27 protein-coding genes are annotated in these 25,449 nt (G+C 71.3%); 16 read left to right on the top strand and 11 right to left on the bottom strand.

What is annotated here, in order from left to right; all coding sequences use genetic code 11:
- Positions 1-568: 568 nt before the first annotated feature.
- Positions 569-1,372 carry an ABC transporter permease gene (locus tag DFJ66_RS14580; protein ID WP_121221671.1) on the bottom strand — a complete coding sequence of 268 codons (804 nt, stop codon included), beginning with the start codon at positions 1,370-1,372 and terminating at the stop codon, positions 569-571.
- Entirely contained in the window at positions 1,369-2,334 is a 966-nt protein-coding gene (locus DFJ66_RS14575; RefSeq protein WP_121221668.1) for an ATP-binding cassette domain-containing protein, read from the bottom strand. The genes DFJ66_RS14580 and DFJ66_RS14575 overlap by 4 nt, the downstream gene beginning before the upstream one ends.
- A 100-nt stretch (positions 2,335-2,434) precedes the next feature.
- Here DFJ66_RS14575 and DFJ66_RS14570 point away from each other — a divergent pair, with 100 nt between their 5' ends.
- Entirely contained in the window at positions 2,435-2,863 is a 429-nt protein-coding gene (locus tag DFJ66_RS14570) for a GNAT family N-acetyltransferase (RefSeq protein ID WP_121221666.1), read from the top strand.
- Here DFJ66_RS14570 and DFJ66_RS14565 read toward each other — a convergent pair.
- Positions 2,860-3,594 (bottom strand): HNH endonuclease, encoded by a 735-nt coding sequence (locus tag DFJ66_RS14565; RefSeq protein WP_211351170.1) that lies wholly within the window; start codon positions 3,592-3,594, stop codon positions 2,860-2,862. The two genes, DFJ66_RS14570 and DFJ66_RS14565, sit on opposite strands and share 4 nt — an antisense overlap.
- Positions 3,591-4,922, bottom strand: a complete 1,332-nt coding sequence (locus tag DFJ66_RS14560; protein WP_121221664.1) for an AAA family ATPase — start codon at positions 4,920-4,922, stop codon at positions 3,591-3,593. Before DFJ66_RS14560 ends, DFJ66_RS14565 begins: the two co-directional genes overlap by 4 nt.
- Positions 4,923-5,105: 183 nt before the next feature.
- On the opposite strand from DFJ66_RS14560, the gene DFJ66_RS14555 reads away from it, so the two are divergent.
- The 4 genes from DFJ66_RS14555 (at position 5,106) to DFJ66_RS14540 (ending at position 7,513) form a co-directional block, all read left to right on the top strand.
- A complete protein-coding gene (locus tag DFJ66_RS14555) occupies positions 5,106-5,960 on the top strand; it encodes a helix-turn-helix domain-containing protein (protein ID WP_121221662.1) in 855 nt (284 codons plus the stop codon).
- Positions 5,957-6,133 (top strand): DUF397 domain-containing protein, encoded by a 177-nt coding sequence (locus DFJ66_RS14550; RefSeq protein WP_121221660.1) that lies wholly within the window; start codon positions 5,957-5,959, stop codon positions 6,131-6,133. The genes DFJ66_RS14555 and DFJ66_RS14550 overlap by 4 nt, the downstream gene beginning before the upstream one ends.
- A gap of 300 nt (positions 6,134-6,433) precedes the next feature.
- Positions 6,434-7,306, top strand: a complete 873-nt coding sequence (locus tag DFJ66_RS14545) for a pentapeptide repeat-containing protein (protein WP_170199399.1) — start codon at positions 6,434-6,436, stop codon at positions 7,304-7,306.
- Positions 7,307-7,318: 12 nt separating this feature from the next.
- Positions 7,319-7,513: a hypothetical protein gene (locus DFJ66_RS14540; RefSeq protein ID WP_121221656.1), complete on the top strand. Its 195-nt coding sequence runs from the start codon at positions 7,319-7,321 to the stop codon at positions 7,511-7,513.
- 4 nt (positions 7,514-7,517) lie between these two features.
- Here DFJ66_RS14540 and DFJ66_RS14535 read toward each other — a convergent pair whose 3' ends face one another.
- The 3 genes from DFJ66_RS14535 to DFJ66_RS14525 are packed head-to-tail and all read right to left on the bottom strand — an operon-like array spanning position 7,518 to position 10,629.
- Complete coding sequence (locus DFJ66_RS14535) at positions 7,518-9,011, bottom strand: aldehyde dehydrogenase (NADP(+)) (RefSeq protein WP_121221654.1); 1,494 nt, start codon at positions 9,009-9,011, stop codon at positions 7,518-7,520.
- Positions 9,008-9,820, bottom strand: coding sequence for an NAD-dependent epimerase/dehydratase family protein (locus tag DFJ66_RS14530; protein ID WP_121221652.1), 813 nt, complete (start codon positions 9,818-9,820; stop codon positions 9,008-9,010). The genes DFJ66_RS14535 and DFJ66_RS14530 overlap by 4 nt, the downstream gene beginning before the upstream one ends.
- A gap of 23 nt (positions 9,821-9,843) precedes the next feature.
- Positions 9,844-10,629: an IclR family transcriptional regulator gene (locus DFJ66_RS14525; RefSeq protein WP_121221650.1), complete on the bottom strand. Its 786-nt coding sequence runs from the start codon at positions 10,627-10,629 to the stop codon at positions 9,844-9,846.
- 123 nt (positions 10,630-10,752) lie between these two features.
- Between DFJ66_RS14525 and DFJ66_RS14520 the strand changes: the two genes are divergently transcribed.
- The 11 genes from DFJ66_RS14520 (at position 10,753) to DFJ66_RS14470 (ending at position 20,375) form a co-directional block, all read left to right on the top strand.
- Positions 10,753-12,081 carry an ABC transporter substrate-binding protein gene (locus tag DFJ66_RS14520; RefSeq protein WP_121221648.1) on the top strand — a complete coding sequence of 443 codons (1,329 nt, stop codon included), beginning with the start codon at positions 10,753-10,755 and terminating at the stop codon, positions 12,079-12,081.
- The gene (locus tag DFJ66_RS14515; protein WP_211351168.1) at positions 12,078-13,031 is read left to right on the top strand and encodes a carbohydrate ABC transporter permease; all 954 of its coding nucleotides are present in this window, start codon (positions 12,078-12,080) and stop codon (positions 13,029-13,031) included. Before DFJ66_RS14520 ends, DFJ66_RS14515 begins: the two co-directional genes overlap by 4 nt.
- A complete protein-coding gene (locus tag DFJ66_RS14510) occupies positions 13,028-13,903 on the top strand; it encodes a carbohydrate ABC transporter permease (protein WP_121221646.1) in 876 nt (291 codons plus the stop codon). Before DFJ66_RS14515 ends, DFJ66_RS14510 begins: the two co-directional genes overlap by 4 nt.
- An 8-nt stretch (positions 13,904-13,911) precedes the next feature.
- Entirely contained in the window at positions 13,912-14,814 is a 903-nt protein-coding gene (locus tag DFJ66_RS14505; protein ID WP_121221644.1) for a 5-dehydro-4-deoxyglucarate dehydratase, read from the top strand.
- Positions 14,811-16,067, top strand: a complete 1,257-nt coding sequence (locus DFJ66_RS14500) for a glucarate dehydratase family protein (protein WP_121221642.1) — start codon at positions 14,811-14,813, stop codon at positions 16,065-16,067. The genes DFJ66_RS14505 and DFJ66_RS14500 overlap by 4 nt, the downstream gene beginning before the upstream one ends.
- Positions 16,061-17,176 (top strand): glycoside hydrolase family protein, encoded by a 1,116-nt coding sequence (locus tag DFJ66_RS14495; protein ID WP_121221640.1) that lies wholly within the window; start codon positions 16,061-16,063, stop codon positions 17,174-17,176. Before DFJ66_RS14500 ends, DFJ66_RS14495 begins: the two co-directional genes overlap by 7 nt.
- A 51-nt stretch (positions 17,177-17,227) precedes the next feature.
- On the top strand, positions 17,228-17,704 hold the full coding sequence (locus DFJ66_RS14490; RefSeq protein ID WP_121221638.1) for a hypothetical protein: 477 nt from the start codon (positions 17,228-17,230) through the stop codon (positions 17,702-17,704).
- Between the two features lie 89 nt (positions 17,705-17,793).
- A complete protein-coding gene (locus DFJ66_RS14485) occupies positions 17,794-18,300 on the top strand; it encodes a hypothetical protein (protein ID WP_121221636.1) in 507 nt (168 codons plus the stop codon).
- Between the two features lie 30 nt (positions 18,301-18,330).
- Positions 18,331-19,233 carry a hypothetical protein gene (locus DFJ66_RS14480; protein WP_121221634.1) on the top strand — a complete coding sequence of 301 codons (903 nt, stop codon included), beginning with the start codon at positions 18,331-18,333 and terminating at the stop codon, positions 19,231-19,233.
- A 34-nt stretch (positions 19,234-19,267) separates the two neighbouring features.
- Entirely contained in the window at positions 19,268-20,014 is a 747-nt protein-coding gene (locus DFJ66_RS14475; protein WP_121221632.1) for an SDR family NAD(P)-dependent oxidoreductase, read from the top strand.
- 13 nt (positions 20,015-20,027) lie between these two features.
- Entirely contained in the window at positions 20,028-20,375 is a 348-nt protein-coding gene (locus DFJ66_RS14470; protein WP_121221630.1) for a MerR family transcriptional regulator, read from the top strand.
- Here DFJ66_RS14470 and DFJ66_RS14465 read toward each other — a convergent pair.
- From DFJ66_RS14465 to DFJ66_RS14450, 4 genes are all read right to left on the bottom strand, one after another.
- Complete coding sequence (locus DFJ66_RS14465; RefSeq protein ID WP_121221628.1) at positions 20,359-22,026, bottom strand: fumarate hydratase; 1,668 nt, start codon at positions 22,024-22,026, stop codon at positions 20,359-20,361. The two genes, DFJ66_RS14470 and DFJ66_RS14465, sit on opposite strands and share 17 nt — an antisense overlap.
- 312 nt (positions 22,027-22,338) lie before the next feature.
- The gene (locus tag DFJ66_RS14460) at positions 22,339-23,331 is read right to left on the bottom strand and encodes a sigma-70 family RNA polymerase sigma factor (RefSeq protein ID WP_121221626.1); all 993 of its coding nucleotides are present in this window, start codon (positions 23,329-23,331) and stop codon (positions 22,339-22,341) included.
- A 194-nt stretch (positions 23,332-23,525) separates the two neighbouring features.
- Complete coding sequence (dtd, locus tag DFJ66_RS14455) at positions 23,526-23,951, bottom strand: D-aminoacyl-tRNA deacylase (protein ID WP_121221624.1); 426 nt, start codon at positions 23,949-23,951, stop codon at positions 23,526-23,528.
- A complete protein-coding gene (locus DFJ66_RS14450) occupies positions 23,948-25,432 on the bottom strand; it encodes a DUF7782 domain-containing protein (protein ID WP_121221621.1) in 1,485 nt (494 codons plus the stop codon). Before DFJ66_RS14450 ends, dtd begins: the two co-directional genes overlap by 4 nt.
- Between the last annotated feature and the right edge of the window lie 17 nt (positions 25,433-25,449).

Below are 25,449 nucleotides of genomic sequence, written 5' to 3'. Positions count from 1 at the left end.
GGTGCGGGTGCGGGCAAGGCTGCGCGGACGCGGGCTGGCGCGGGCGGGCGCGGCGCGGGCGGGCGCGGCGCGGGCGGGCGGGCGCGGGCTGGTGCGGCGCGGGCGGGCGCGGGCGGGCGCGGGCTGGCGCGGCGCGGGGGCCGCACGGCGCGGGGCGCGCGTGGGCTGGCGAGGCGGGTGGGCTGGCGCGTCGCGTCGGGCGGGGCTGCGCGGCGCGGCGCGGCGCGGGCCGGTGAGGTGCGGGCCGGTGAGGTGCGGGCCGGTGAGGTGCGGGCTGGTGAGGTGCGGCGCGGGGCGCTCGTGGGCTGGCGCGGTGTGGGCGTTGGCCGGCACGGTGCGCTGCGGGCGTGGTGTGCCAGCGGGCGTGGTGTGCCAGCGGGCGGGGTGTGCCAGCGGGCGGGGTGTGCCAGCGGGCGGGGTGCGTTAGGCGTGGCCTCCGGCCCCCGTCTCCATTGTCCCACCGGGGACCGACATTTCGGCGTGTGCGGGCGCGGGAGGGCTTTTCGGCGTGTGGAGGTGCGGTGGGCGGGTTGTCCTCGGCGAGGTGCCCGCCCACCGCTGCGGTGCGTTACCGGCTGACTGCCTTGCGGTACTGGCGGATGGCCAGGGGCACGAACACGACCAGGAACACCACGACCCAGATCAGCGTGGTCAGCACCGGGTGCTGCAACGACCACACGTCCGGCTTCGGGAACAGCGGGTTGGTGTTGCCGAACAGTTCCCGCGCCGCCGCCGTCACCGCCGACACCGGGTTCCACTCCGCGAAGACCCGCAGCGGCGTCGGCAGGTTGTCCTGTTGCACGAAGGTGTTCGCGATGAACGTCAGCGGGAAGATCGCGATGAAGCTGGCGTTGTTGAACACCTCCGGGCTGCGCACCATCAGCCCCACGATCGCCATCCCCCACGACAGCGCGTAGGCGAACAGCAGCAGCAGCGCGAACCCGGCCAACGCCTCCAGGAACGACGAGTGGATGCGCCACCCCACCAGCAACCCCGTCGCCGACATCACCACGATGACGATGACGTTGTTCAACAGGTCCGACGTGGTCCGCCCGATCAGCACGGCCGACCTGGCCATCGGCAGCGACCGGAACCGGTCGATGACGCCCTTCTGGATGTCGTCCGCCAGGCCGCTGCCGGTGATGGTCGCGCCGAACACGACGGTCTGCGCGAAGATGCCCGCCATCAGGAACTCGCGGTAGTCCATGCCGGGGATCTGGATCGACCCGCCGAACACGTACGCGAACAGCAGCACGAACATGATCGGCGACAGCGTCGAGAAGACCAGCAGGTCCGGCACGCGCTTGATCTTGATCAGGTTGCGCTTGGCGACGACCGCGCCGTCACCCAGCGCCTGCACGATGGTGCTCATTCCCCCTGCTCCTCCTGCTTCTCCTCCGCCGCGTGACCGGTCAGCGTGAGGAACACGTCGTCCAGCGTCGGCCTGCGCAGGCCCACGTCGAGCACCTTGATCGCCTCGGCGTCCAGCCGGCGGATGCCGTCGACCAGCACCTCCGACCCGCCGGACACGGGCACGGTGAGCCGGTGGCCGCGCTCGTCCACCACGATCTCGCCGATCGCCAACCCGCCGAGGACCTCGCGCGCCTTGGCCGCGTCCTGCGCGTTGCCGACCGACAGCTCCAGCCGTTCGCCGCCGACCTGGGCCTTGAGCTCGTCGGCGGTGCCCAGCGCGATGACCTGGCCGTGGTCGATGACGGCGATCTTGTCCGCCAGGCGGTCGGCCTCCTCCAGGTACTGGGTGGTCAGCAGCAGGGTGGTGCCGCCCGCGACCAGTTCCTCGATGACGTCCCACATGCCCAGCCGGCTGCGCGGGTCCAGGCCCGTGGTCGGCTCGTCCAGGAACAGCACCTTGGGTGTGGCGACCAGCGCGCCCGCGAGGTCCAGCCGGCGGCGCATGCCCCCCGAGTAGCCCTTCACCGGTCGGTCGGCGGCCTCCACCAGGTCGAACCGCTCCAGCAGTTCGCGCGCCCGTTCGCGGCTGCGCTTCTTGCCCAGGTGGTACAGCCGGCCGACCATGTCGAGGTTCTCGAACCCGGTCAGGTTCTCGTCCACCGCCGAGTACTGGCCGGACAGGCCGATCTGGCGGCGGAGCTCCTTGGCGTCGGCGACGACGTCGAGCCCCGCGACGGTCGCCTTGCCCTCGTCGTGCTCCAGCAGGGTGGTGAGCACGCGCACCGTCGTCGTCTTGCCGGCGCCGTTGGGGCCGAGCAAGCCCATGATGGTGCCCTCGGGCACCACGAGGTCGAGGCCGTTGAGGGCGACGACCGATCCGTAGCGTTTGACCAGTCCCTCGGCCACGATTGCGTCTGCCATGGGGTCATCATGGCCTCGGGGTACGACAATCTGGGCGATTTTTTCACCCGGTCAGCCGGAATTAACCCCTGACCAGCGGTTTCCTTGACGGTACGTCAACATGGAGCGCGTGACGATCACGCGAGCCTCCACATCGGACCTCCCGACCATCCTCCCTTTGGTGCGCGAGTTCTACGAGATCGACGGGCACGACTACGACGAACCCCGCGTGACGGCGGCGTTGGAACCGTTGCTGGCGGACGACCGCTACGGCCAGGTGTGGCTGTTCGACACCGGGTACGCGGTGGTGACCTGGGGCTACTCCCTGGAATCGGGTGGGCGGGACGCGCTGCTGGACGAGTTCTTCGTCCGCAACCGGGGCGGCGGCGTGGGCGGGAAGGTCCTCGACGCGCTCGTCGAAGAAGCGCGCAACGCGGGCGCGATGAAGATGTTCTTGGAAACCGAGGCGCCCAACGACGCCGCCCGTCGCTTCTACGGTCGCCACGGGTTCGAAGCGGAGACGTCCACCTGGCTCAGTCGCACCCTTTAAATGAGGAGTTCGTTGCGCAGTTCGGGGTCGCGGAGGATGGGCAGAACGGACGAATCCAGCACGCGCGCCGCTCCCGGTGCTTCGGCGAGCCGCAGCATCGCCTGGCAGACGTCCGCGAGCGGCTGGCCGCGCACGGTGAGCACCGCCTCCCGCATCTCGTCCTCGGCACCCCGTTCGCGCCCCGCGACCCACTTCTGGAGGGCCAGCACGACCACGCGGTGTGCCTGCTCGCGACCCTGGGTCAGCACCGGCCGGTTCAGGTCGAACACCTCGATGGTCGCCCGGCCCTTGTCGGTCAGCCCCACGTACTGGCCCAGCGACGGCGTCAGCAGCAGGTGGTCGAACGGGTCCTCGACGGTCGGGTCCACCAGCAGCGGCGTGCCGTCGGCGGCCACCGGGAAGCGGTCCCGCTTGAGGTTGCTGTTGCAGGTGGCGCACGCCAGCAGGTGGTTGAGCCAGTCGAACGTGCGCACGGGGTTGCGGGACAGCGGCTCGAAGTGGTCGATGTCGGTGCCCTGGCTGTCGCCGCAGTACATGCACCGCTGGTAGCCGGGCGCCATCTCCTCCAACAGCCGGCGCAGCGGGGCGTGCACGGTCCGGCGCACCGCGGCCCGCTTCCACGCCGCGCGGGCCACCCGGACCCGGTCCGGCGCGGCGACGATCTCCCGTGTCAACGGCGGTAAGCGCAGGGCGACCTCGTCCGGCAGGTCCGTGCGCACGAGCCTGATCACCGCTGGATCCGCGCCTCGACCTCGCGCGTGCGCGCGACCGGTGAACTGGTCAGCAGCGCCTTGAGCTTCTCGTACCGGCGCACGGTCCGGTCGTCCGCCTCCCCGGTGATCACCCGCACCTCCAGCGCCACCAGTTCCGCGCGCAGCCGCTGCGCCTCCTCGGAGTACGGCGTGTCCAGCCCGAACAGGTCCGACAGCACGGCGTCGTCACCGCTGCCGTAGACGATCCGCTCGTACAGCGCGCGGTCCACCACCCGCGGCGGCTCCTGCTGGTCGGGGCCGGGCAGCCGGACCAGGCCGCCGGGGTCGGCCGCCTGGCACACGTACGGGCTGTGCGTGGTGACCAGGAACTGGATGTTCGGGAAGTGCTCCTTGAGCCACCCGCCGATCCGCTTCTGCCACGACACGTGCAGGTGCGCGTCCACCTCGTCGATGATCACGACGCCGGGCGCGGTGAGGGCCAGCCCGCCGGCGCGGGTGGGCGCGGTGCGCAGCGCGCCGAAGGACTCGTGGATCTGCTTGACCAGGTCCACCACGAGCGAGGCGACCGTGCGGTAGCCGTCGCTCATCTCGCGCAGCGGGAACCGGTGCCCGCCGCTGTCCACCCACAGCCCGTCGGAGTCCACGCCGCGGATGCGGTAGTCGTCGGGCAGCAGGCCGTCGGACAGGATGCCCAGCGCGACCGACTTCAGCTCCTCCGCGCCCGGCCGCCGTTCCAACGACCGCAGATGTTGCTCGATCAACCACCCGACGCCCTCGGCCAGCGAGGCGTCCTCGTGGAACAGGGTCGCCAGCCGCGACACCGGGCCGAGGCTGGACATCAGGCGCTGCGCGTCGGGCGTGCCGCCGACCATCCGCCGGAACGGTCCGTAGGCGGCGCAGAACCAGCCGGTGGGGTTGTCCTGCCACGGACCGCGGGTCGCGGCGGTCTTGCTGCCCTCCAGCTTCTCCCGCAGCGACGGCTGCAGGCCGCGGTAGCCGCGCCGGTCCTCCTCCTCCGGCATCGTCCACACCAGGCCCGCCCACAGCTCGCCGGAGGGCCGCCGGCCCTTGCCCGACCAGCGCTCGGCGTGTTCGTCCTGGGTGAACCGGACCTGCGCGACGGCTTCGCGCTCGCCGGCGGTGACCCAGTTCTCGAAGTCGGGGACCAGGTTGCGGGCCACGGCGGGACCGCTGATGGCCAGCGCGATCGCGTGCAGCAGCGAGGTCTTGCCCGAGCCGTTGCGGCCCGCGATCACCGTCCAGCCGGGGGCGGTGAGCTTGAGGTCGACTTCGCGGGCACCGTGAAACCCCTTGATGTTTCGCAGCCGGACCTGCGAGATGTACATGGTGGCGACTGTAGTGGGGGCGGGTGTCCATCCGGTGCGGTCGGCGGGGGCGGGGGACAGTGCTCGTGGCGGTGGCATCTTATGGGGTGCGTATGCATCTTCTTAGAGCCCGAACGAGTGAACTGAAATCGCCGCTCCCGACCACTAGGGTGTTCGCAGTCTTTTCACGAGGAGCGAGGGCGAATGGCAGCGGTCCAAACCCGACGCAAGCGCAAGCTGGGGCAGTTCCTCAACGCGCTGCGCAAGCGCGCGGGCAAGACGGAGATCGACTACCACGCGCTGACCCGCAAGACGCAGTCGACGTTGTCCCGGATGGAGAACGGGTACATCAGTCCGAGTTGGACCGAGCTGAGCGCCCTGCTGGCGCTCTACGGGGCCAGCGACGACGAGCGGCGCGAGGCGGAAGCCCTGTGGGAGGACGCGAAGCAGGACTCCACGCGGCTGGCCAACGCCGCCGCGTTCACGCCCGAGGCGCGCACCTACGCGCGCCAGGAGGCGGACGCGAGCGAGGTCCGGACGATCGAGATGATCGTGATCCCCGGGCTGTTGCAGACCGCCGCGTACGCGTCGGCGATCCGCTTGGCGGGCCGGCGCTTCGTGGACGCGTCGGTGTCGGTCGAGCAGGCGGTGGCGGCACTGGCGAACAGGCAGCGCCGGCTGCCCGGGTTGCGGCTGCACGCGGTGATCGACGAAGCGGCGCTGCACCGGGTGGTGGGCGGGGAAGAGGTGATGATTGAGCAGTTATCGCACCTTGTGGACATGTCCGGGCAAGACGACATCACGATCCAGGTGATCCCGTTCGGCGCGGGGGCCTACGGGACCATGTCCGGTGGCGGCGCGACCGCCCTCCTGTTCGAGGAAGGCGATCCCTCCACCGTGTACCTGGAGTACGCCGGCGGTGGGAAGTGGGTCGACAATCCCGCCGATGTCGAGAAGTACCTGCTTCACTTCGATGACATGGCCCGCGAGGTCGCGCTCCCGCCCGCGGACTCGACCTCGTTGATCAGAGAACTGGCAACCGCACTGAAGGAAACATGAAGACGAAGAAGACGTGGCGTAGAAGCTCGTACTCGGGCGCGGCCAACAACTGCGTCGAGCTGGCGGTCGGCCCCACGGCCGCGGTTGTTCGTGACAGCAAGAAACCCGGCCTCGAACTGACCTTTCGCGACGGTCCGTTCCGGGCCTTCCTCTCCGCCCTCCGCCGAAGCTGACCACCGTTCACGATTCCCGCCGCCGCCGCCCGCGTCCCGGCGCGGGCGGTGACGTCCGGCGACTGGGCCGGACGGGTGGTACCCGGCGACGGTCCACAGAGGACTGTGCGGTGAGCGCCCGTCGACGCTCGGCGGCACCGCACGGGAACCCCCGATCGCCGCAGCGGTGAGCGTGCCGCTCCGCACACCGAATACCGGGTGCAGCGGAGAGCGGTCGTGGGCCACTCGGGAGTGCGATTTCCCCACCCGGCCGGGTGATGCGTGGCGCTTCCCCGAGCACCGGCCCCGATAGTGGGGGGAGTGGCGACCAGGCGGGGGAGGCGTGGGGCGCGCCGGGACTGGGCTCAGGTCTCGTCGCTGGTGTCCGCGTTGACGGCGGTGGGGGCGCTGGTGTTCACGGCGCTGTCCCTCCAGGCCACGCGGGACCAGATCGAGATCGCCGAGCGCGGGCAGGTCACCGACCGGTACAGCAAGGCGGTCGAGCAGCTCGCCCACCCGCGGTTCGAGGTCCGGCTGGGCGCGGTGCACGCGCTGGAGCAGATCGCGCGGGACTCGGAGGCGCACCGGGTGCCCGTGGTGTCGGTGCTGACGTCGTTCATCCGCGGCGAGCGGCACGTCACCACCGGCGGCGGGCCCGCGTGCGAGGTGGAGGAGTTCTACGACGTGGGCTCCGCGCGCCACGACGTCCACGCCGCCCTCACCGCCGTCGGCCGCCTCGACGGGGGCCGCGCGGTCGACCTGAGCCTGTCGTGCCTGGACAGCGCGCTCCTGCCGGGGGCACGGCTGCGGTGCGCGAACCTCGACGGCAGCTCCCTGCGCCAGGCCTCGCTGATCGGCGCCGACCTGCGGGGCGCGTCGCTGGCCGGCGCGCGGCTCGACGCGGCGGAGTCGCTGGGGCCGGACGGGGCCGGCGCGGTCCTGCGCGGAGCGTCGCTGGCCGGCGCCCGCCTGTCCCGCGCGACGCTGCGCAACGCCGTGCTGGAGGCCGTCGACCTGGCCGGCGCGGACCTCACCGACGCCGTCCTGGCCGGCGCGGACCTCGACGGCGCGAACCTCGCGGGCGCCTACGTCCGGGGCGCCGACTTCAGCGGCGCGACGGTCGACTTCGCCGCCGCCCTGCGCGCCGGCGCGATCGACGACTACCCGCCCGCACCGCAGGCGTGCGGACCGTGAGAGGAGAACGGCATGAGCGAGGACTGCACCAACGGCAGCGCCGGGCAGGCGGGGTACTACTACCCCGACCCGCCCGGCGACGGCACCGGCCTGACCTGGTACGCCGCCGGGGAGTGCTTCGGCGGTAGACGGGGCACCAGATGGCACTTCAAGCACTCCGTCCTCCCGATCCCCGGCCCGTGGGACCCGGACGAGTCCTCCGACTAGCCGCTCAGTGGACGCCGAGCACACCGTCCACGCGGCGCGGGATGCCCAGCGGGTTGGCCTCGCGCAGTTCCGGCGGCAGCAGGGCGTCCGGCCACGACTGGTAGGTCACGGGGGCCAGCCACCGGCGGATCGACGTCGTACCCACCGACGTGTGCAGCGGGTTGGTGGTGGCGGGCCAGGGGCCGCCGTGGTGCATGCCCCACGCCACCGCCACCCCGGTCGGCCAGCCGTTGAAGATCAACCGCCCGGCCACGCCCGCCAGCGCCGCCGCCACCGCACCGGCGAGCTCGTGCTCGTCGTCCGAGGCGTGCACGGTCCCGGTCAGCGTCCCCGGCAGCGCGCGCAGCACTTCCGGCAACGCCGCCGGGTCGCGGTAGGTGACGACGACCCCGGCCGGCCCGAAGTGCTCCTCGGTCAGCTTCTCGACGTTCTCCGCGAACACCTCCAGCGGCACCTCGAACAGCTTCGGGGCCGCGCTGAACCCCTCCTCGGGCGCGGAACCGGCCGCGACCTGCTTCGCCAGGCCCGACGCCGCCAACTCCTCCGTGCCCGACCGGTAGGAGTCCGACATCCGCTCGTTCAGCATCGCGCCACCGGTCGTGCCCCCGACCGCCGCGGCCAGCGCCGGCACCAGCGACTCGGGCGCGAACAGCAGCCCGGGGTTGGTGCAGAACTGCCCCACCCCGAGGGTGAGCGACGCGGCGAACCCGGTCGCCACCTCCTCCGCCCGCGCCGCCGCCGCGCCCGGCAGCACCACGGCCGGGTTCACGCTGCCCAGCTCGCCGTAGAACGGGATCGGGTCCGGCCGGCCCTGCGCGAGGTCGAACAGCGCCCGCCCGCCGGCGGTGGACCCGGTGAACCCCACGGCCTTGACTGCCGGGTGCTTCACCAGCGCCACGCCCGCCGAAGTCCCGTACACGATCCCGAAAACGCCCTCGGGCAGCACCGACGCGACCACGCGCGCGGTCTCCCGGGACGTCCCGGGGTGCGCCGAGTGCGCCTTCACGACCACCGGGCACCCGGCGGCCAGCGCGGACGCCGTGTCCCCGCCCGCGACCGAGAACGCGAACGGGAAGTTCGACGCCGAGAACACCGCGACCGGCCCGAGCGGGCGCAGCAGCCGCCGCAGCACCGGCCGGGGCGGGACGGTGTCGGGGTTCGCCGAGTCCAGCACCGCCTCGACGTAGCTGCCCTCCCGCAGCACCTCCGCGAACAGCCGCAGCTGGTTGGTGGTGCGCTTCAGCTCGCCGCTCAACCGGGGCACGCCCAGCGCGGTCTCCGCGTCGGCCACCGCCACCAGCGACTCGGCCCAGCCGTCCAGGGCGTCGGCCAGCCGCTCCAGCACGTCCGCCCGCTCCGCCGCCGGCAGCCCCGACCACGCCGGGAACGCCGCCGCCGCAGCGCGGGCGAGCGCGTCGACCTGGTCATCGGTGGTCTCGGGGACGGGGTCGCCGAACGGCTCCCCGGTCCGGGGGTTGTAGCCCTGCACGACGGTCACCGACCCGCCTCCTTCACGGCCGTGTCGAGCGCCGGTCCGCACCACATGCCACCGACGTACTTGTGCGCCAACGACTCCGGGTCGTCCTCGGGCACGTCCGCCGCGAACACCTCGGAGTCGTCCTTCGGCTGGTAGCCCAGCGCGCGGGCCTCGTCGAGGGAGAACCAGCGGCGGGTGTTGTCCGAGACGCCCCACACCACCCGGAACCCGGGCGAGGGCGCGGACAGGCACGCCTCGAACAGCCGCGCGCAGTCGTCGGGGGACAGCCAGGTCGCCAGCATGCGGGCGTCCCTGGGGCGTTCGAAGCACGACCCGATGCGGACGGCGATGACGTCCAGGCCGTACCGGTTCGCGTAGAGGCTCCCCAGCGCCTCCAACGCCACCTTGCTCACGCCGTAGTACGTGTCCGGCTGCGGGAACAGGTAGTCACCGGCCTCACCGGAGGAGCGTTCGTAGAACCCGACCGCGTGGTTGGAACTGGCCAGCACCACCCGGCGGACCCCGTTGCGGCGCGCGGCCTCCAACACCACGTGCGTGCCGTTGATGTTGACGTCCAGGACCTGCGCCCACGGCCGTTCCACGCTGTGCCCACCCAGGTGGATCACGGCGTCGACGCCCTCGCACGCCGCGTCCATCGCGGCCTGGTCGGTCACCGAGGCCCGCACCACCTCGACGGCCTCGCCCTCGGCGGCCGGCGGCTGCTCGCCGATGTCCAGCAGCCGCAGGACGCGGTCCGGCGCGGCGAGGCGGGTGCGCATGAGCGTGCCCACCCCACCGGCGGAACCGGTGATCAAGATGCGTGAAGTCAACGAAGAAACCCCTTCGCAGGTAATCAGACCCGACCGAACTGGCGCAGCAGCTCGGTGATCGTTCGAGCGCCGTGCAGGAGAGCGTCCACGACCTGCTTCTCGTGCTCCGGGGTCAACCGCCCCAGCGGCACAGAGCAGCTCATGGCGTCCAGAACCGGTGAGCGGTAAGGCAAAGCGACCGCGAAGCACCCCAGACCGGGCGTGTTCTCCTCGCGCTCGTGGGCGTACCCCACCGACCGGAACCCGGCCAGTTGCGCGTGCAGGGCCCCGCGGTCCACCACCGTGTTCGGCGTCAGCGGTTCCAGCTTGACCGGCAGGATCGCGTCCACCTCCTGCGGGGTGCGGGCGGCCAGCAGCGCCTTGCCCAGGGACGTCGAGTGCGCGGGCAGGCGGCGACCCACGCGCGAGACGACCCTGAGGTGGTGCTCGGACTCCCGGCTGGCCAGGTACACCACGTCCGCGCCGTCGAGGCGGGCCAGGTGGACGGTCTCGTTGATCTCCCGGCGGACCTGCTCCATCACCCGGATCGCGACCTGCACGACCGGGTCGTGGTCCAGGTAGGAGGTGCCGACGAGCAGGGCGCGCACGCCGATGCCGTAGGTGCCGCGGGTGGTGTCCAGCTCGACCCAGCCGCGGGCGACGAGCGTCTGCAACAGCATGTAGAGGCTCGACTTGGGGTAGCTCAGCTCGCGGTGCAACTCGGTCAGCGTCAGCGGGCGTTCCGACGCCGACAGCACCTCCAACAACTCCACCGTGCGGTCGGCCGATTTGACGGCGTTCGGCCGTGCGGGTGACGCGGGTCCAGTCACCTGTCCTCCCCGGTGAGTCCTTGAGACGCGCTTCTTGACACGTCGTAGCGGCGATTCTTACAGTCCGGCCATCACGTTCACAAGTACGACTCCATTTCACACATGTGAACAAGGAGAGCGCTCATGAGAACATCCCGCCGGTCCGCCACCGCTGCCGCTGCGCTGGCCGTCGTGGGGCTCGTCGCCTCCGCCTGCGGCTCGTCCGCGTCCGGCGGTGCCCAAGTCCAGCAGGACCCGAATGCGCCCTTCGAGGTGTGGACGCGGAGCACGGAAGCGCCCGCGAAGGTTTACGCGAAACTTTTCGCCGATTTCGAGCAGAAAACCGGGGTGAAGGTCGATTACAAACCCATCTTCACCGATTTCGAGAAGCAACTCCAGCAGCGGGCGGCGTCCAAGGACCTGCCGGACGTGATCATCAACGACACCGGCTCGCTCGGCACCCTCGTCCAGCAGGGCCTGGTCCCCGAACTCGACCGGAGCTCGATCGTCGGCGGCGGGGACATCGTCGAGCGCGCCTGGGACAGCGCCAAGGGCGCGGACGGCAAGTACTACGGCGTCCCGTTCTCCGCGCAGTCGTTCGTCACCCTGATCCGCAAGGACTGGCGGGAGAAGCTCGGCAAGCCCCTGCCGAAGACCTGGGCCGACCTCGCCGACCTGGCCGCCGCGTTCACCACGCAGGACCCGGACGGCGACGGCCAGGCCAACACCTACGGGATGCTCGTCCCCGGCACCACCGACCGCGGCTACCTCGCCTGGTGGGCGTCGAGCTACCTGCTCCAGGCGGGCGGCGACATCGTCAAGGCCGACGGCGACAAGTACTCGGTCGCCATCGACTCGCCCGAGTCGGTCAAGGCCGTCGAGTGGATCCGCGGCCTGTTCTGCGACAGCAAGGTCGTCGTCCCCGGCGCTTTGACGCTGAACACCAACGACGCCCACGCGTTCTTCGAGTCCGGCAAGGCCGGGATCTACCACACCGGCCCGTACATGTTCGGCCGCTTCGACCAGAAGCTGGGCAAGGACAAGTACGAGGTCATCGCACCGCCGGCCGGCCCGGCGGGCGTCGGGTCGCTGGCCGAGGGCGAGAACGTCTACCTCATGGCCGGGTCGCCGCGCGTGGCCGACCAGAAGAAGCTCGCCGAGTTCCTGATCAGCGCGGGCGCGCAGCAGGCCGGCATGAAGGGCGAGACCCAGCCGGTGGTGCGCCTGCCGGTCAACAAGAACGTGGACGTGGAGACCGTCTACGACGACCCGCGCTGGAACACCGTCGCCAAGCTCTACCAGGACAACGCGAAGCCGTTCCCGAGCCTGCCGAACTTCCAGCCGTTCCGGCAGCAGACCGCCGAGGGCCTCAACGGCATCTTCGCCACCTGCTCCACGGACGTGGAACGCGACCTGGGCGAGCTCGCCGAGAACCTGAAGAAGGAACTCCAGGCGCAAGGCATGGCCAAGTGACGGCGGTCCGGACCGCCGGCGAAGACGTGGGGGCCGCGGCCAACGGCGGCGGTGCCGTCGGCTCCCACCCCGTGGGGCGGCGTCGCAAGCGCCGCCTCACGAGCGTCACCCCGTGGCTGTTCCTGGCTCCGGCGCTGCTGCTGTTCGTGGTCTTCAAGTACGTGCCGATGGCCGAGGGCGTCCGGCTGAGCCTGTTCCAGGTGCGGCCGTTCCTCGGCGACCTGTTCGTGGGCCTGGACAACTACGTCCGCATCCTCGGTGACGACCGGTTCCAGGCCGCGATCGGCCGCACGTTCCTGCTGGCCGCCGGGCAGACCCTCGGGTCGATGCTGATCGGCTTCGCGCTCGCTCTGCTGCTGGAGGGGCACGCCCGGTCGCTGTGGTTCGTGCGGTCGGCGGTGTTCCTGCCGGTGGTCGCGGCCACGGCCGTGATCGGCGAGATCTGGCGGCTGCTGTACTACCCGGCCCCGGAGGGGTTCGTCAACACCGTCCTGTCGTTCGTCGGCCTCGGGCCGGTGGCCTTCCTCGACAGCCCGGATTCCGCGCTGTGGTCGGTGATGGCGGTCGGCATCTGGAAGGGCGCCCCCTACGACATGGTGCTGATCCTGGCCGGTCTCGCGGGCATCGACCGGCAGCAGTACGAGGCCGCCGAGATCGACGGGGCCTCGACGTGGCACCGGATCCGGTACGTCACGCTGCCCGCGCTGCGGCCCGTGGTGACGATCCTGCTGACCCTGGCGGCCATCCGCGGCCTGCGCACGTTCACGGAGGTGTACGTGCTGACCGGCGGCGGGCCGGCCGGGTCCACCGACGTGTGGATGACCCGCGTGTTCTCGGTGGCGTTCGAGCGCAACGAACTGGGCATCGCGTCGGCGGGATCGGTGCTGCTGTTCCTCATCACGTTCGCCCTCACGGTCACCGTGCAGCTCTACCGGAGGAGGAAAGCGTGAGCGTTGCGCAGAAGTGCGAGACCGCGCTGGGCTGGCGCTCCGACCGGTCGGCGTGGGTGTCGCGGGGCGTGCGGCTGCTGTTGTGCGTGGGTGCGGTGCTGTTCTTCACCGGGCCGCTGCTGACCATCTTCTCGGGCGCGTTCGACGACAACCCCGACCCCACCCAGCTGTCCCTGGTGCCGGACAACCCGTCGCTGGACAACTTCCGGGCCGCCGGCGAGAACCGGATCTGGCACTACCTGGGCAACTCGCTGATCATCGCCGGCGGCGCGCTGCTGCTCCAGCTGTCGGTCAGCGTGTTCGCCGCGTACGCGCTGGCGCGCAAGAAGTTCCGCGGTCAGGCGATCGTGCTGCTGGCCGTCCTCACCACCATGATGCTGCCCGAGGAGGTCATCGCGATCCCGCTGTCGCTGGTGATCGGCGACCTCCCCGTGCTGCACGTGAGCCTCAAGGGCACGCTGCTCGGGGTCATCCTGCCCTTGGGGGCCTGGGGGTTCTCGATCTTCGTGATGACCGAGTTCATGAAGGAGATCCCGGTCGAGATCGAGGAGGCGGCGACCGTGGACGGCGCGGGGGAGCTGCGGATCTTCGCGCAGATCGTCCTGCCGCTGTGCAAGCCCGCGCTGGGCGTGGTCGCCGTGTTCGGGTTCACCATGATCTGGGAGCAGTACCTGCTGCCGCTGATCGTGGCCACCGACCCGTCCGACTACACGCTGACCGTGGCCCTGCTGTCGTTGCGCTCCGACGACCAGGTGGGGCCGGGCATCGTGCTGGCCGGTGCGCTGCTGGCGCTGGTGCCGAGCCTGCTCGTGTACCTGTCGCTGCAAAAGTCTTTCCTGCGTGGGATCACCACCGGAGCGATCAAGGGATGAAGGTCGGTATGCAACTGGATGGGGTGCTGTTCTTCCCGGTGACGCCGTTCGACCCGGACGGAGCCGTCGCCGAGCACGTGCTGGCCGAGCACGTGAAGCGCGGGGTGGCGGCGGGCGCGGGCGGGGTGTTCGTCGCGTGCGGCACCGGCGAGTTCCACGCCCTGGACCTCGCGGAGTTCGAGCGCGCGGTGGCCGTGGCGGTCGAGGCGACCGCCGGGCGGGTGCCGGTGTTCGCGGGCGCGGGCGGCCCGGTGCCGGTGGCCAAGGCGTTCGCGCGGGCGGCCCGGGACGCCGGTGCGGACGGGTTGCTGCTGCTGCCGCCCTACCTGGTGTCCAACCCGCCGAAGGGGCTCGTCCGGTACGTCGCCGAGGTGGCGGGCGCGACCGAGCTGCCGCTGATCGTCTACCAGCGCAACAACGCCGTGTTCACGCCGGAGACCGCGGTGGAGGCGGCGTCGCTGCCCACGGTGGTCGGGTTCAAGGACGGCCTGGGCGACATCGACCTGTTGCAGCGGATCGTGCTGGCCGTGCGGGCGGCGGTGGACAAGCCGTTCCAGTTCTTCAACGGCCTGCCCACCGCGGAGCTGACCGTGCCCGCCTACCGGGGCATCGGCGTGGAGCTGTACTCGTCGGCGGTGTTCTGCTTCGCGCCGGAGATCTCGCTGGGCTTCTACCGGGCCGTGCAGGACGGCGACGACGCCCTGGTCCGCCGCTACCTCACCGAGTTCTACCGGCCGTTCGTCGAGCTGCGCGACCGGGTGCCGGGGTACGCGGTGGCGCTGGTCAAGGCGGCCGTGCGGGCGACCGGCCTGGACGTCGGCGGCGTGCGCCCGCCGCTGCTCGACCCGACCGAGGAGCACCTGGCGGAGCTGGAGAAGATCGTCGCCGCCGGAAGGGAGCTGGCCGCGTGAAGATCACCGCGATCGACCTCGTCCCCGTCGCCTTCCGGGACCCGCCGCTGCTCAACTCCGTGGGCTGCCACGAACCGTGGGCGCTGCGCACGGTCGTCGAGGTGCACACCGACGAGGGCATCTCCGGCCTGGGCGAGACCTACGGCGACATCGGGCACCTGAACCGGCTGCGCACGGTCGCACCCGCGCTGGTCGGCCTGGACGTGCACGACCTCAACGGTCTGCACGCCCGCGTCACGACCGCGCTGGGCGGCGAGACCGGCTCCGACCGGCACGGCCTGACCGGCAAGCTGACCGCCGAGTCCACTGTGGACCGCGTGTTCGCCGCGTTCGAGGTCGCCTGCTGGGACATCCGGGGCAAGGCCCTCGGGCGTCCGGTCGTGGACCTGCTGGGCGGCGCTGTGCGGTCCGCCGTGCCGTACAGCGCCTACCTGTTCTACAAGTGGGACGCCCATCCGGGTGCCGAGCCGGACGAGTTCGGGGCGGCGCTGGACCCGGACGGGATCGTGGCGCAGGCGCGGCTGCTGGTGGAGCGGCACGGGTTCGGGTCGATCAAGCTCAAGGGCGGGGTGTTCCCGCCGGAGGAGGAGATCGAGGCCATCCGGGCGCTGCGCGCGGCCTTCCCGGACCACCCGCTGCGGCTGGACCCCAACGCGGCCTGGACGCCCGCCACGGCGCTGAAGGTCGCTTCCGAGCTGGACGGCGTGCTGGAGTACCTGGAGGACCCGTCGCCGGAGATCCCCGGCATGGCGGAGGTCGCCCGCTCGTCGCCGTTGCCCCTGGCCACGAACATGTGCGTGGTGGCGTTCGAGCACATCGCGCGGTCGGTGGAGCTGGGTGCCGTGCAGGTGATCCTGTCCGACCACCACTACTGGGGCGGGTTGTCGCGGTCGAAGGAGCTGGCCGCGATCTGCCGGACGTTCGGCATCGGGCTGTCCATGCACTCCAACTCCCACCTGGGCATCAGCCTGGCGGCCATGACCCACCTGGCCGCCGCCACGCCGAACCTGAACTACGCCTGCGACACCCACTACCCGTGGAACTCGGCGGACGACGTGCTGGTGTCACCGCTGTCCTTTGTGGACGGCGCGGTGCCGGTCCCGTCCGGGCCGGGGTTGGGTGTCGAGCTGGACCGGGACGCGTTGGCGCGGTTGGCCGAGAACTACCGGAAGTGCGGGCTCGTGCAGCGCGACGACACCGGGTACATGCAGAAGCACGACCCGTCCTACGAGAGGAAGCGCCCCCGGTGGTGACGACCGTCGCCCACGTCTACCCGTGGGACATCGTCGGCGACCCTTCCGCCGTGGCCCGGATTTCCGGGCTGGGGGTGGACGCGGTGGCACTCGCGGCGGCGTACCACACCGTGCGGGCCGCGACACCGTTCCACCCATCGCACCGGCTGGTCGACGCGCGGCACGCGGCGTTCTACCTGCCCGTGCGGGAATCGGCGTTCGGACGGCTGGTCCCGGCTGAGCCGTCCTGGGTGCCGGCGAATTCTTACGGGCTTGCGTCGGACGCTGTGAGGGCGGTCGGGCTGCCGGTGTACGCGTGGACCGTGCTCACGCACAGCAGTCGGCTCGGCGACCTGCACCCTGACGTCGTGGTGCGCAACGCTTTCGGGGACGCCTACCCGTACGCGCTGTGCCCGGCGCACCCCGATGTGGTGGAGTACGCGCGGGCGCTGGTGTCCGAGGTGCTGGAGCAGGGGCAGCCGGACGGGGTGGTGCTGGAGGCGTGCGGGCCGTTGGGGTTTGTGCACGGCGGTCACCACGAGAAGACCGACGGCACGGACTGGAGTCCGGTGCAGCAGAAGCTGTTGTCGCTGTGCTTCTGCTCGGTGTGCGCCGCCCGGTACCCCGCCGGGACCGCCGAGGCGGTGCGGGCCGGGGTCGACGGTGGCGCGGCGTCGGTCGAGGAGGCGCTGGGGGAGTTCGCGGCCGAGGTGCGGAAGGTGCGGACGGCCGTGTCGCGCGACCTGCGGCGGGAACTGGTGGCGCTGGCCGGTGGTGTGCGGGTCGTCGTGCACGCGACCGCCGATCCCTGGGGCACCGGGCCGTTCGCCACCGTCGCGGACGGGGTCGGGGCCGACGTGGACGTGCTGACGCTGACGTGCTGGCCGGGGCCGGAGGTGGCGGTACCCGCGATCGAGGCGTTGCGGGAGTTCGACGTGCGCACAGCGGCGTACGTGCTGGGTTTGCCGCCGCGTCCGGCCGATGGTCCCGAGCTGCTGGCGGAATGGCTCCGGTACGCCGACGCGGGCGTGTCGGAGTTCCACGTCTACCACGCCGGACTCGCGTCGGCGGCCCGGCTGGACGCGCTGCGGCACGCGATCCACGGCGTCCGGAGTCACCTGAACGGGTAACTGTGAAAAGGGCGGAGCAACCCGGTGCGCGGGCGGCTCCGTCCTGTTCACATGAGAAGCCTAGGAACCGTCATCGGCGCAGGCGCGCTGCTCCTGCTGACCGCCTGCGCTTCGACCCAGCAATCGGTCGCGCCGGGCAACAGCGGGCCCACGCTGACCACCGCGCCGAGCACCACGTCCTCGGCCCAGGAACCGGAGTTCGACAGCCCCGTGCCGCCGGGTGCCAAGGAACTGCCCAAGGAGAAGGTCGACGCCGCCGCCGTCCCCGAGGACCGGCCGCGCACCGTGTGGACCGAGGGCGACGGCAGCACCATCGGCCTGATCGCGCAGGAAGCGGGCTGCGGCAAGGCCACCATGGAGGTCACCGAGCAGGGACCGCAGGTGGTGCGGGTCGTCATCGTGGAGACCACGCCGAAGGACGCGCAGGTCTGCACCATGGACATCCGCTACCCGCCGCTGACCGCCAAGCTCGACGCGCCCCTGGGCGAGCGCTCGGTCGTGCTGACCACCCGGCAGGACCAGCAGTAGTCGTGCCACCTCCCTGGTGCCCGGTCGACTCTGCCCCGTCGGCCGGGCACCGTTTGCAACCCGCGTGGGCCGAGTACCGTCCTACGGCTATGAGAAGGTTCGCCGTCGCCCTCGCGGCCCTCGCCCTGGCCGGCTGCACCAGCGGCACGCCCGCCGGCGCGCCCGGCGGTTCGTCCACCACTCAGCCGACCACCACCGGTTCGTCCGTTCCGTTGACAACGTTGTCATCGCCGACCACCGTGCCCCAGCCACCGCCGCAGCCGAGCGCCGAGCCGTTGCCGGGCGGTCCCACGGCGGTGCCGGCCGAGCGGATCGACGCGAGCACGCTCTCCGACCTCTACAAGAAGGACGTGCAGGCCTCCGCGGACGGCCGCACCCTCCGGGTCCTCGGCCTCGCGGGCGGCTGCAAGCGGGCGTCCGCCGAGGTCGCCGCGCAGGCCGCCGACCAGGTCCGGATCACGCTCGTGACGACCTACTACCCGCCCAACGACGGCGTGTGCACGCAAGAGCTGTACGACGTGCCGCTCAACGTCACCCTGGACGCCCCGCTGGGCGACCGCCGAGTCGTCCTGGAGTCGCGGGAGGACACCGCCTGACACCTGATCGGGTGATCTAGCATTCGCCGGATGCCGATCCCCGACGCGCTCAAGACCGGCCTAGCCGACCCGAAGTTCTGGGCGATGTACTGCTTCGAGGACGACCACGAGGGCTACGACGAGTACTTCGACGAGGACAGCCACGTCCTGTCCTTCCCGGTGGGCGGCGGGTACTCGCTCGACCTCGACATCAGCGACTCGTACTTCGACCTGGGCCTGCGCGTCCCGGGCGCGGACGAGCCGGTCACGGTCGGCTGGTCCGACGAGGCCCACTTCCACCCGCACGCCCTGCGCTGGGACGAGCTCGACCTGGTGTGCCGGGCCGCCTCCCTGCTGGAGCCCGAGCTGCGCCACCCCGGCCCCGGACTGGCGCTGCTGAGCCGGTTCGTCGTGATCAGCGCCTACGACGACATCACCACCATCGAATCCCTGCTGCACGCCGCCTTCACCACCCTCAAGCCGGCCGACGCCGAGGGCTACTGGCCGGACGCCGAGGACATCGCAGGCCGCGTCGACTACCGGCGCCAGGCCGTGGTGTGGCACCGGGACGTGGACGGCAACTTCAGCGTGCACAAGGACATCTCCGCGTTCGACGGCGCCGACCTCTACAGCACCCGGACGCGCGGCTCGGACTTCCCGTGGGCGGACTGGCGGTCGAAGCTCGACCAGGCCGAACGCACCCTCGCCGCCGCCGTCGACCCGACCTGGCTGGAACCCCTGGCCGTCGGCAAGCTCCTGGACCGCGCGATCGCCGACCGCGACCCGACCGCCGCCCCCGAACTGGGCCGCACGCTGGCCGACCTGGGCTGCGCGAACCCGACGATCCTGACCGCCCTGACCGCCCCGGTCCACCCGGCGGAAACCACGTGGGTCCTGGAACTGCTCAGCACCGCCCCGCGCGGCACCCTGCTCCGGGGGCTGCCGAAGGCTTGACCTTCACGCGGACGTCAATCTTTACGTTCGCCGCATGACGTTCAACGGCAAGGCAGTGTTCGACGGCAAGGCAGTGGTCGTGACGGGCGGCGGGACGGGCATCGGCCGCACCACCGCCCGCGGGTTCGCCGAGCAGGGCGCGCGGGTGCTGGTCGTGGGCCGCACCGCCGCCCGGCTCGCGGACACCGCCGAGGGCCTGCGCGGCATCCTCCCGCTCGCCCTGGACATCGCCGACCCGGACGCGCCCGCCACGATCGTCGACACGGCCGTCCGGGAGTTCGGCCGGCTGGACGTGCTGGTCAACAACGCCGGCGTGGTCCGCGACAGCGCCGGGGCGCAGGAGATGGTGGCGACCAACCTGCTGGCGCCCTTGCGCTTGGCCGAGGCCGCCCGCCCGCACCTGGCCGAGACGAACGGCGTGATCGTCAACGTCAGCACGTCCATCGGACAGCGGGGTTGGCCGATGCCCGGCGGGGCGCTGTACGCGGCGCTGAAGAGCGCCCTGGAGTCGCTGACCCGGAGCTGGGCGGTCCAGTTCGCGCCGGACGTCCGGGTCGTCGCCGTCGCACCCGGCCCCATCGCCACCCCCATCGGCCTGCACCAAGGCCTCACACCGGAGCAAAACGCGGCTCTGAAAGAGGCTTTGGTCGCCCACGTGCCTCTCAAGCGCATCGGGCAGCCCGAGGAAGTGGCGTTCTGGATCACCCAGCTGGCACGCCCGGAGGCCGCCTACACGACCGGTGTGGTGCTGCCGGTCGACGGGGGAGCGGTGGTCGGCTAGTAGCGTCGGCCGGGTGCGGATCGGGGAGTTGGCGCGGATCACCGGGGTGTCGACGCGGGCGTTGCGGTTCTACGAGGAGAACGGGCTGCTGGGGTCCGAGCGCCTGTCCAACGGCTACCGCGACTACCCCGAGACGGCCGTCGCCCGCGTCCGCAACATCCGCCGACTGCTCGACCACGGCCTGACCCTCGAGGACGTGGCCCACTTCCGCTGCTGCCTCGACGGGGACGTGATGTCCGCGAACCCCGATCCCGCCCTGGTCGCCGTGGCGGAACGCCGGCTCGCGGTCCTGGACGAGCGCATCGACGCCCTCGTCCAGGTCCGCGACCAACTAGCTCAAGCGCTCACTTCCGGAAGGTGATCTGGAAGGTCGGCGCGGAGGTCTCGGCGAAGAAGTCGTTGCCCTTGTCGTCCACCACGATGAACGCCGGGAAGTCCTCCACCTCGATCTTCCAGACCGCCTCCATGCCCAGCTCGGGGTACTCCAGCACCTCGACCTTGCGGATGCAGTCCTGCGCCAACCGCGCCGCCGGGCCGCCGATGGACCCCAGGTAGAAGCCGCCGTAGGACTTGCACGCGTTGGTGACCTGCGCCGACCGGTTGCCCTTGGCCAGCATCACCATCGAGCCGCCCGCCGCCTGGAACTGCTCGACGTAGGAGTCCATGCGACCGGCCGTGGTCGGACCGAACGAACCGGACGCGTAGCCCTCGGGCGTCTTCGCCGGGCCGGCGTAGTACACCGGGTGGTCCTTCATGTACTGCGGCATCGGCTCGCCCGCGTCCAGACGCTCCTTGATCTTGGCGTGCGCGATGTCGCGGGCCACGACCAGCGGACCGGTCAGCGACACGCGGGTCTTCACCGGCAGCTTCGACAGGGTCTCGCGGATCTCCGCCATCGGACGGGTCAGGTCGATCCGGACCACCTCGTCGGACAGGTCCTCGCCCTGCACGTCCGGCAGGAACTGCGCCGGGTCGCGCTCGAGCTGCTCCAGGAACACGCCTTCGGGCGTGATCTTCGCCTTCGCCTGCCGGTCCGCCGAGCACGACACCGCGATGCCGACCGGGCAGGACGCGCCGTGCCGGGGCAGCCGGATCACGCGCACGTCGTGGCAGAAGTACTTGCCGCCGAACTGCGCGCCGATGCCGAAGTTGCGGGTCAGCTCCAGGACCTGCTGCTCCAGGTCGACGTCCCGGAACGCGTGGCCCGCAGCGGTTCCCTCCGTGGGCAGGTGGTCGAGGTACCGGGCGGACGCGAGCTTGGCGACCTTCAGGTTCTGCTCGGCCGACAGCCCGCCGACGACCACGGCCAGGTGGTACGGCGGGCACGCGGCGGTGCCCAGCGAGCGCAGCTTCTCGTCCAGGAACCGGGCCAGGCGCGCGGGGTTCAGCAGCGCCTTGGTCTCCTGGTAGAGGAACGTCTTGTTGGCCGAGCCGCCGCCCTTGGCCATGAACAGGAACTCGTACTTGGGTTCCGTGCCGGGCGCTGCGAACAGGTCGATCTGCGCGGGCAGGTTGGTGCCGGTGTTCTTCTCGTCCCAGAAGGTGACCGGGGCCATCTGCGAGTACCGGAGGTTGAGCTCCTGGTAGGCCTCGAAGATGCCGCGCGACAGGGCTTCCGCGTCGGTGCCGCCGGTCAGGACGGACTCGGTGCGCTTGCCCATGACGATCGCCGTGCCGGTGTCCTGGCACATCGGCAGCACGCCACCGGCGGAGATGCACGCGTTGCGCAGCAGGTCCATCGCGACGAACCGGTCGTTGCCGCTGGCCTCGGGGTCGTCGACGATCGCGCGCAACTGCTTGAGGTGCGACGAGCGCAGCAGGTGCTGGATGTCGCGGATGGCCTCCTTGGCCAGCATCGTCAACGTCGACGGCTCGACCTGGAGGAACGTCCGGCCGGCGGCCTCGACCACGGAGACGCCGTCCGGGGTGACCAGGCGGTACTCCGTGGTGGTGTCCGGGCCGAGGGGCAGGACGTCGGTGTACTCGAAAGCTGTGGTGGGCACTGCGGGCACGTCGCGGGCTCCCTTGCGCGCGTTCGGGTTCCGACGAACCTATACCGCACACCGCACTCGGAACGTCTCGGCACGGTGTGATTCGCGTCGTGCCACCGAAGTGCCCCGAAAATGCGGAAGGCCGGGCCGGCCCCCGACCGCCCCGACCTTCCTCAGAGGGCGACAGTTCCAGCGAGATGAGGCTGGGAGTGCCGCAAAGCTCGTGTAACACGCGACCGTGCCGTGATCGGCGTCACAAGTCAACCCGGCTGAACGGGTGACTCGCCCCACCGGCCGGTGCAGCCCGCGCGCACCGGCCGGTGGTGACGATCACTAGCTGGCGTAAGCGCGCAGCTTGGCGGCTCGTTCGCCCTGCCGCAGCTTGGCCATGACCTCGCGCTCGATCTGGCGCACCCGCTCACGCGACAGGTTGAACTGCTTGCCGATCTGGTCCAGCGTGCGCGGCTGGCCGTCCTCCAGGCCGTAGCGCAGCCGGATCACCGCCTGCTCGCGCGGCTCCAGGGTGGCCAGCACGCGGCGCAGGTCGTCCTGGAGCAGGCCGGAGATCACGGCGCTCTCCGCGTCGGTCGCGTCGGAGTCCTCGATGAAGTCGCCCAGCGGGGCGTCCTCCTCGGTGCCGACCGGCATGTCCAGGCTCACCGGGTCGCGGGCGTGGTCGAGCAGGTCGGCCACCTTGTCCGGGGTCAGACCGGACTCGCGCGCCAGTTCCTCGTGGGTCGCCTCGCGGCCCAGCTGCTGGTGCAGGTCGCGCTTGATCCGCGCCAGCTTGTTGACCTGCTCCACGAGGTGGACGGGCAGCCGGATGGTGCGGCCCTGGTCGGCCATGCCGCGGGTGATCGCCTGGCGGATCCACCACGTGGCGTAGGTCGAGAACTTGAACCCCTTGGTGTAGTCGAACTTCTCCACCGCGCGGATCAGGCCCAGGTTCCCCTCCTGGATCAGGTCCAGCAGCGGCATTCCCCGCCCGGTGTACCGCTTGGCCAGGGAAACGACCAACCGGAGGTTCGCTTCGAGCAGGTGGTTCTTCGCGATGTGGCCATCGCGGATCAGTTGGCGCAGTTCCCCCTTGCGCGTGGCCGACAGGTTCTCGGCCGTTTCGAGCATGTGCTGAGCGAAGACCCCCGCCTCGATCCGCTTCGCGAGTTCCACTTCCTCGGCCGCGGTGAGCAGCGCTGTCTTCCCGATCCCGTTCAGGTACACCCGAACCAGGTCGGCGGCCGGGCCCTGGGCGTCGAGGTCGAACTCGGCGCTCGTGGTGGTCGTGTCGCTCTCGACCTCGCGGTCGAGGACCTTCGGGACGGTCATGGAGCTCCCTCCCCCTTGTCGCGGGCTGGCAGTGCGGTCACGCATCCCGCGCTGCGCTGCGCGAGGTTGCCTTTCGGCTGTCATCGGGGGAAACGTTCGCCGGTGCGAAATGGTTCCCGCTTCCCTCGATCTGAGAGACGTCACTGCCGTCACAGCGGTTGCGCCACGAATCCTGAGATTTGGCTGAGAAGGATCTAGAGTTCGACCAACACGGTGAAGGGACCGTCGTTCACACTCCGCACCGACATCATCGCCCCGAACCGCCCGGTTTCCACCCGAGCGCCCTTCTGGCGCAGTTCCCGCACGACCGCGTCGACCAACGGCTCCGCATGCTCGGGCCGGGCGGCGGCCGTCCAGGACGGCCGCCGACCCTTCCGCGTCTCCCCGTAGAGTGTGAATTGGCTCACAACGAGCAGGGGTGCGCCGGTCGTGGCGCAGGACTCCTCGTCGCGGAGGATGCGCAACTCGTGCAGTTTCCGGGCCATGAGCGGGGCTTTCGCCTCCGTGTCGTCCACGTGGACGCCGAGCAGGACCAGCAGCCCCGGCTCGTCGATCGCACCCACGCGCTCCCCGGCCACGGTCACCTCTGCCTCGGTGACCCGCGCCACGACCGCTCTCACGCCGGCACCACCATGCCGTGCCGCACCAACTCCCGGACGACCGGCAGCGCCGCGGCGGCCAGGTCCTCGGCGGAGACGTCGTTGGCGTAGGCCAACAGGGTGATCAGGTCCTCCAGCGGCAGAGCGCCCCGGAAACCGGCGAGAAGGCGCGCGGCGGTCTCGTCCAGCTCGTGCTGCCAGCCAGGACCGTCCGTGCGGTGCAGCCGGCGCACGACGGACTCCCAGCCGTCCTCGGTGGGCGCGGAGACCTCTTCGAGCAGCACGGACTCCGGCACGGTGAACCGGGTGGCCAGGAGCGCGTCGTTGTCGTGCGTGCGCAGCCACTCGACCCGGTCCAGCCAGGCCGCCGATTCCGGGCCCAGCGGGTCGTCGTAGGCGTGGCGCAGGTCTTCGCACACCACCTCGGGGTGGGCGGCGTCGGTGCGGCGCAGGGTGACGAACCCGAACCCGATGCCCTCGACGTCGTTCTCGGCGAACCAGTCCAGCCACGCGGACGCCTTCGCGCGCCCCTCGTCCGAGCGCGGGTCCACGCCCGCGTCCCGCAGCCAGGTGCCGACGTAGAGGGTCGGGTCGGCGACGTCGCGCTGGACGAACCAGGCGTCCACGTTGCGCGGCAGCCACCCGGACACCCGGTCCGCCCAGTCCTCGCCGCGCCGGTGCAGCCAGGACGCGAGCAGCTGCCCGACCCCGCCTTCGTTCAGGAACGACGGGAGCTGGCGGACGACCAGCGCGCTGGCGTCGTCCCCGCCCAGGCCGGAGTCCCGGTAGACGTAGTCCACCCGCGGCGGCCCGACCACGAACGGCGGGTTGCACACGACCTGGTCGAACCGCCGGTTGCGCAGTGGCGCGAACCACTCGCCCTGGCGCAGCTCGACGTCGATCTCGTTGATCCGGAACGTCCCCTGGGCCAGCCGCAGTGCGCGGTCGGACAGGTCGGTCGCGGTGATCTTCTTCGCGTGGCGGCTGGCGTGCAGGGCCTGCACGCCGCACCCGGTGCCCAGGTCGAGCAGGGTCTCCACGGGCCGGCGCGAGGTGGCGCGGGCCAGGCTGATCGAGGCGTGCCCGACGCCGAGCACGTGGTCGGCCGGCACGGGGCCGCCGCGCTGCTCGGAGTCCAGGTCGGCGATCACCCACCACGACCCCTCGTCGTCCCCGTACGGCCTGATGTCCAGCCCGGCCCGGACGTGGTCCCCGTCCCGGACCAGCACCTGCGCGTCGACGGCCTGGTCGAGGTCGAGCCCGTCCAGCGCCTTGCGCACGGCCGCGGGCTCCTCGGCGTCGCCGAGCAGGAAGAGGCGGACCAGCGTGCCCAGCTCGCCGGCGTCGGCGGTGGCCCGCCGCGCGGCCTCCGGCTCGCCCCGGCCGAGGGCGGCGTGGGCCTGGGGTCCGAGGAGGTCCACGACACCGTCGGCGTCGTACCCGGCGTTCTGGAACGCGCCACGCAACCGCGCGGTCAACTCGATGGAGAGATCAGGAAGCACGACCGATTCTCCCACAG

This window comes from Saccharothrix variisporea (assembly GCF_003634995.1).
Taxonomy (GTDB): domain Bacteria; phylum Actinomycetota; class Actinomycetes; order Mycobacteriales; family Pseudonocardiaceae; genus Actinosynnema; species Actinosynnema variisporeum.
The sequence above is the reverse complement of the archived record's forward strand: the minus strand, read 5'-3'. Positions and strand labels throughout refer to the sequence as shown.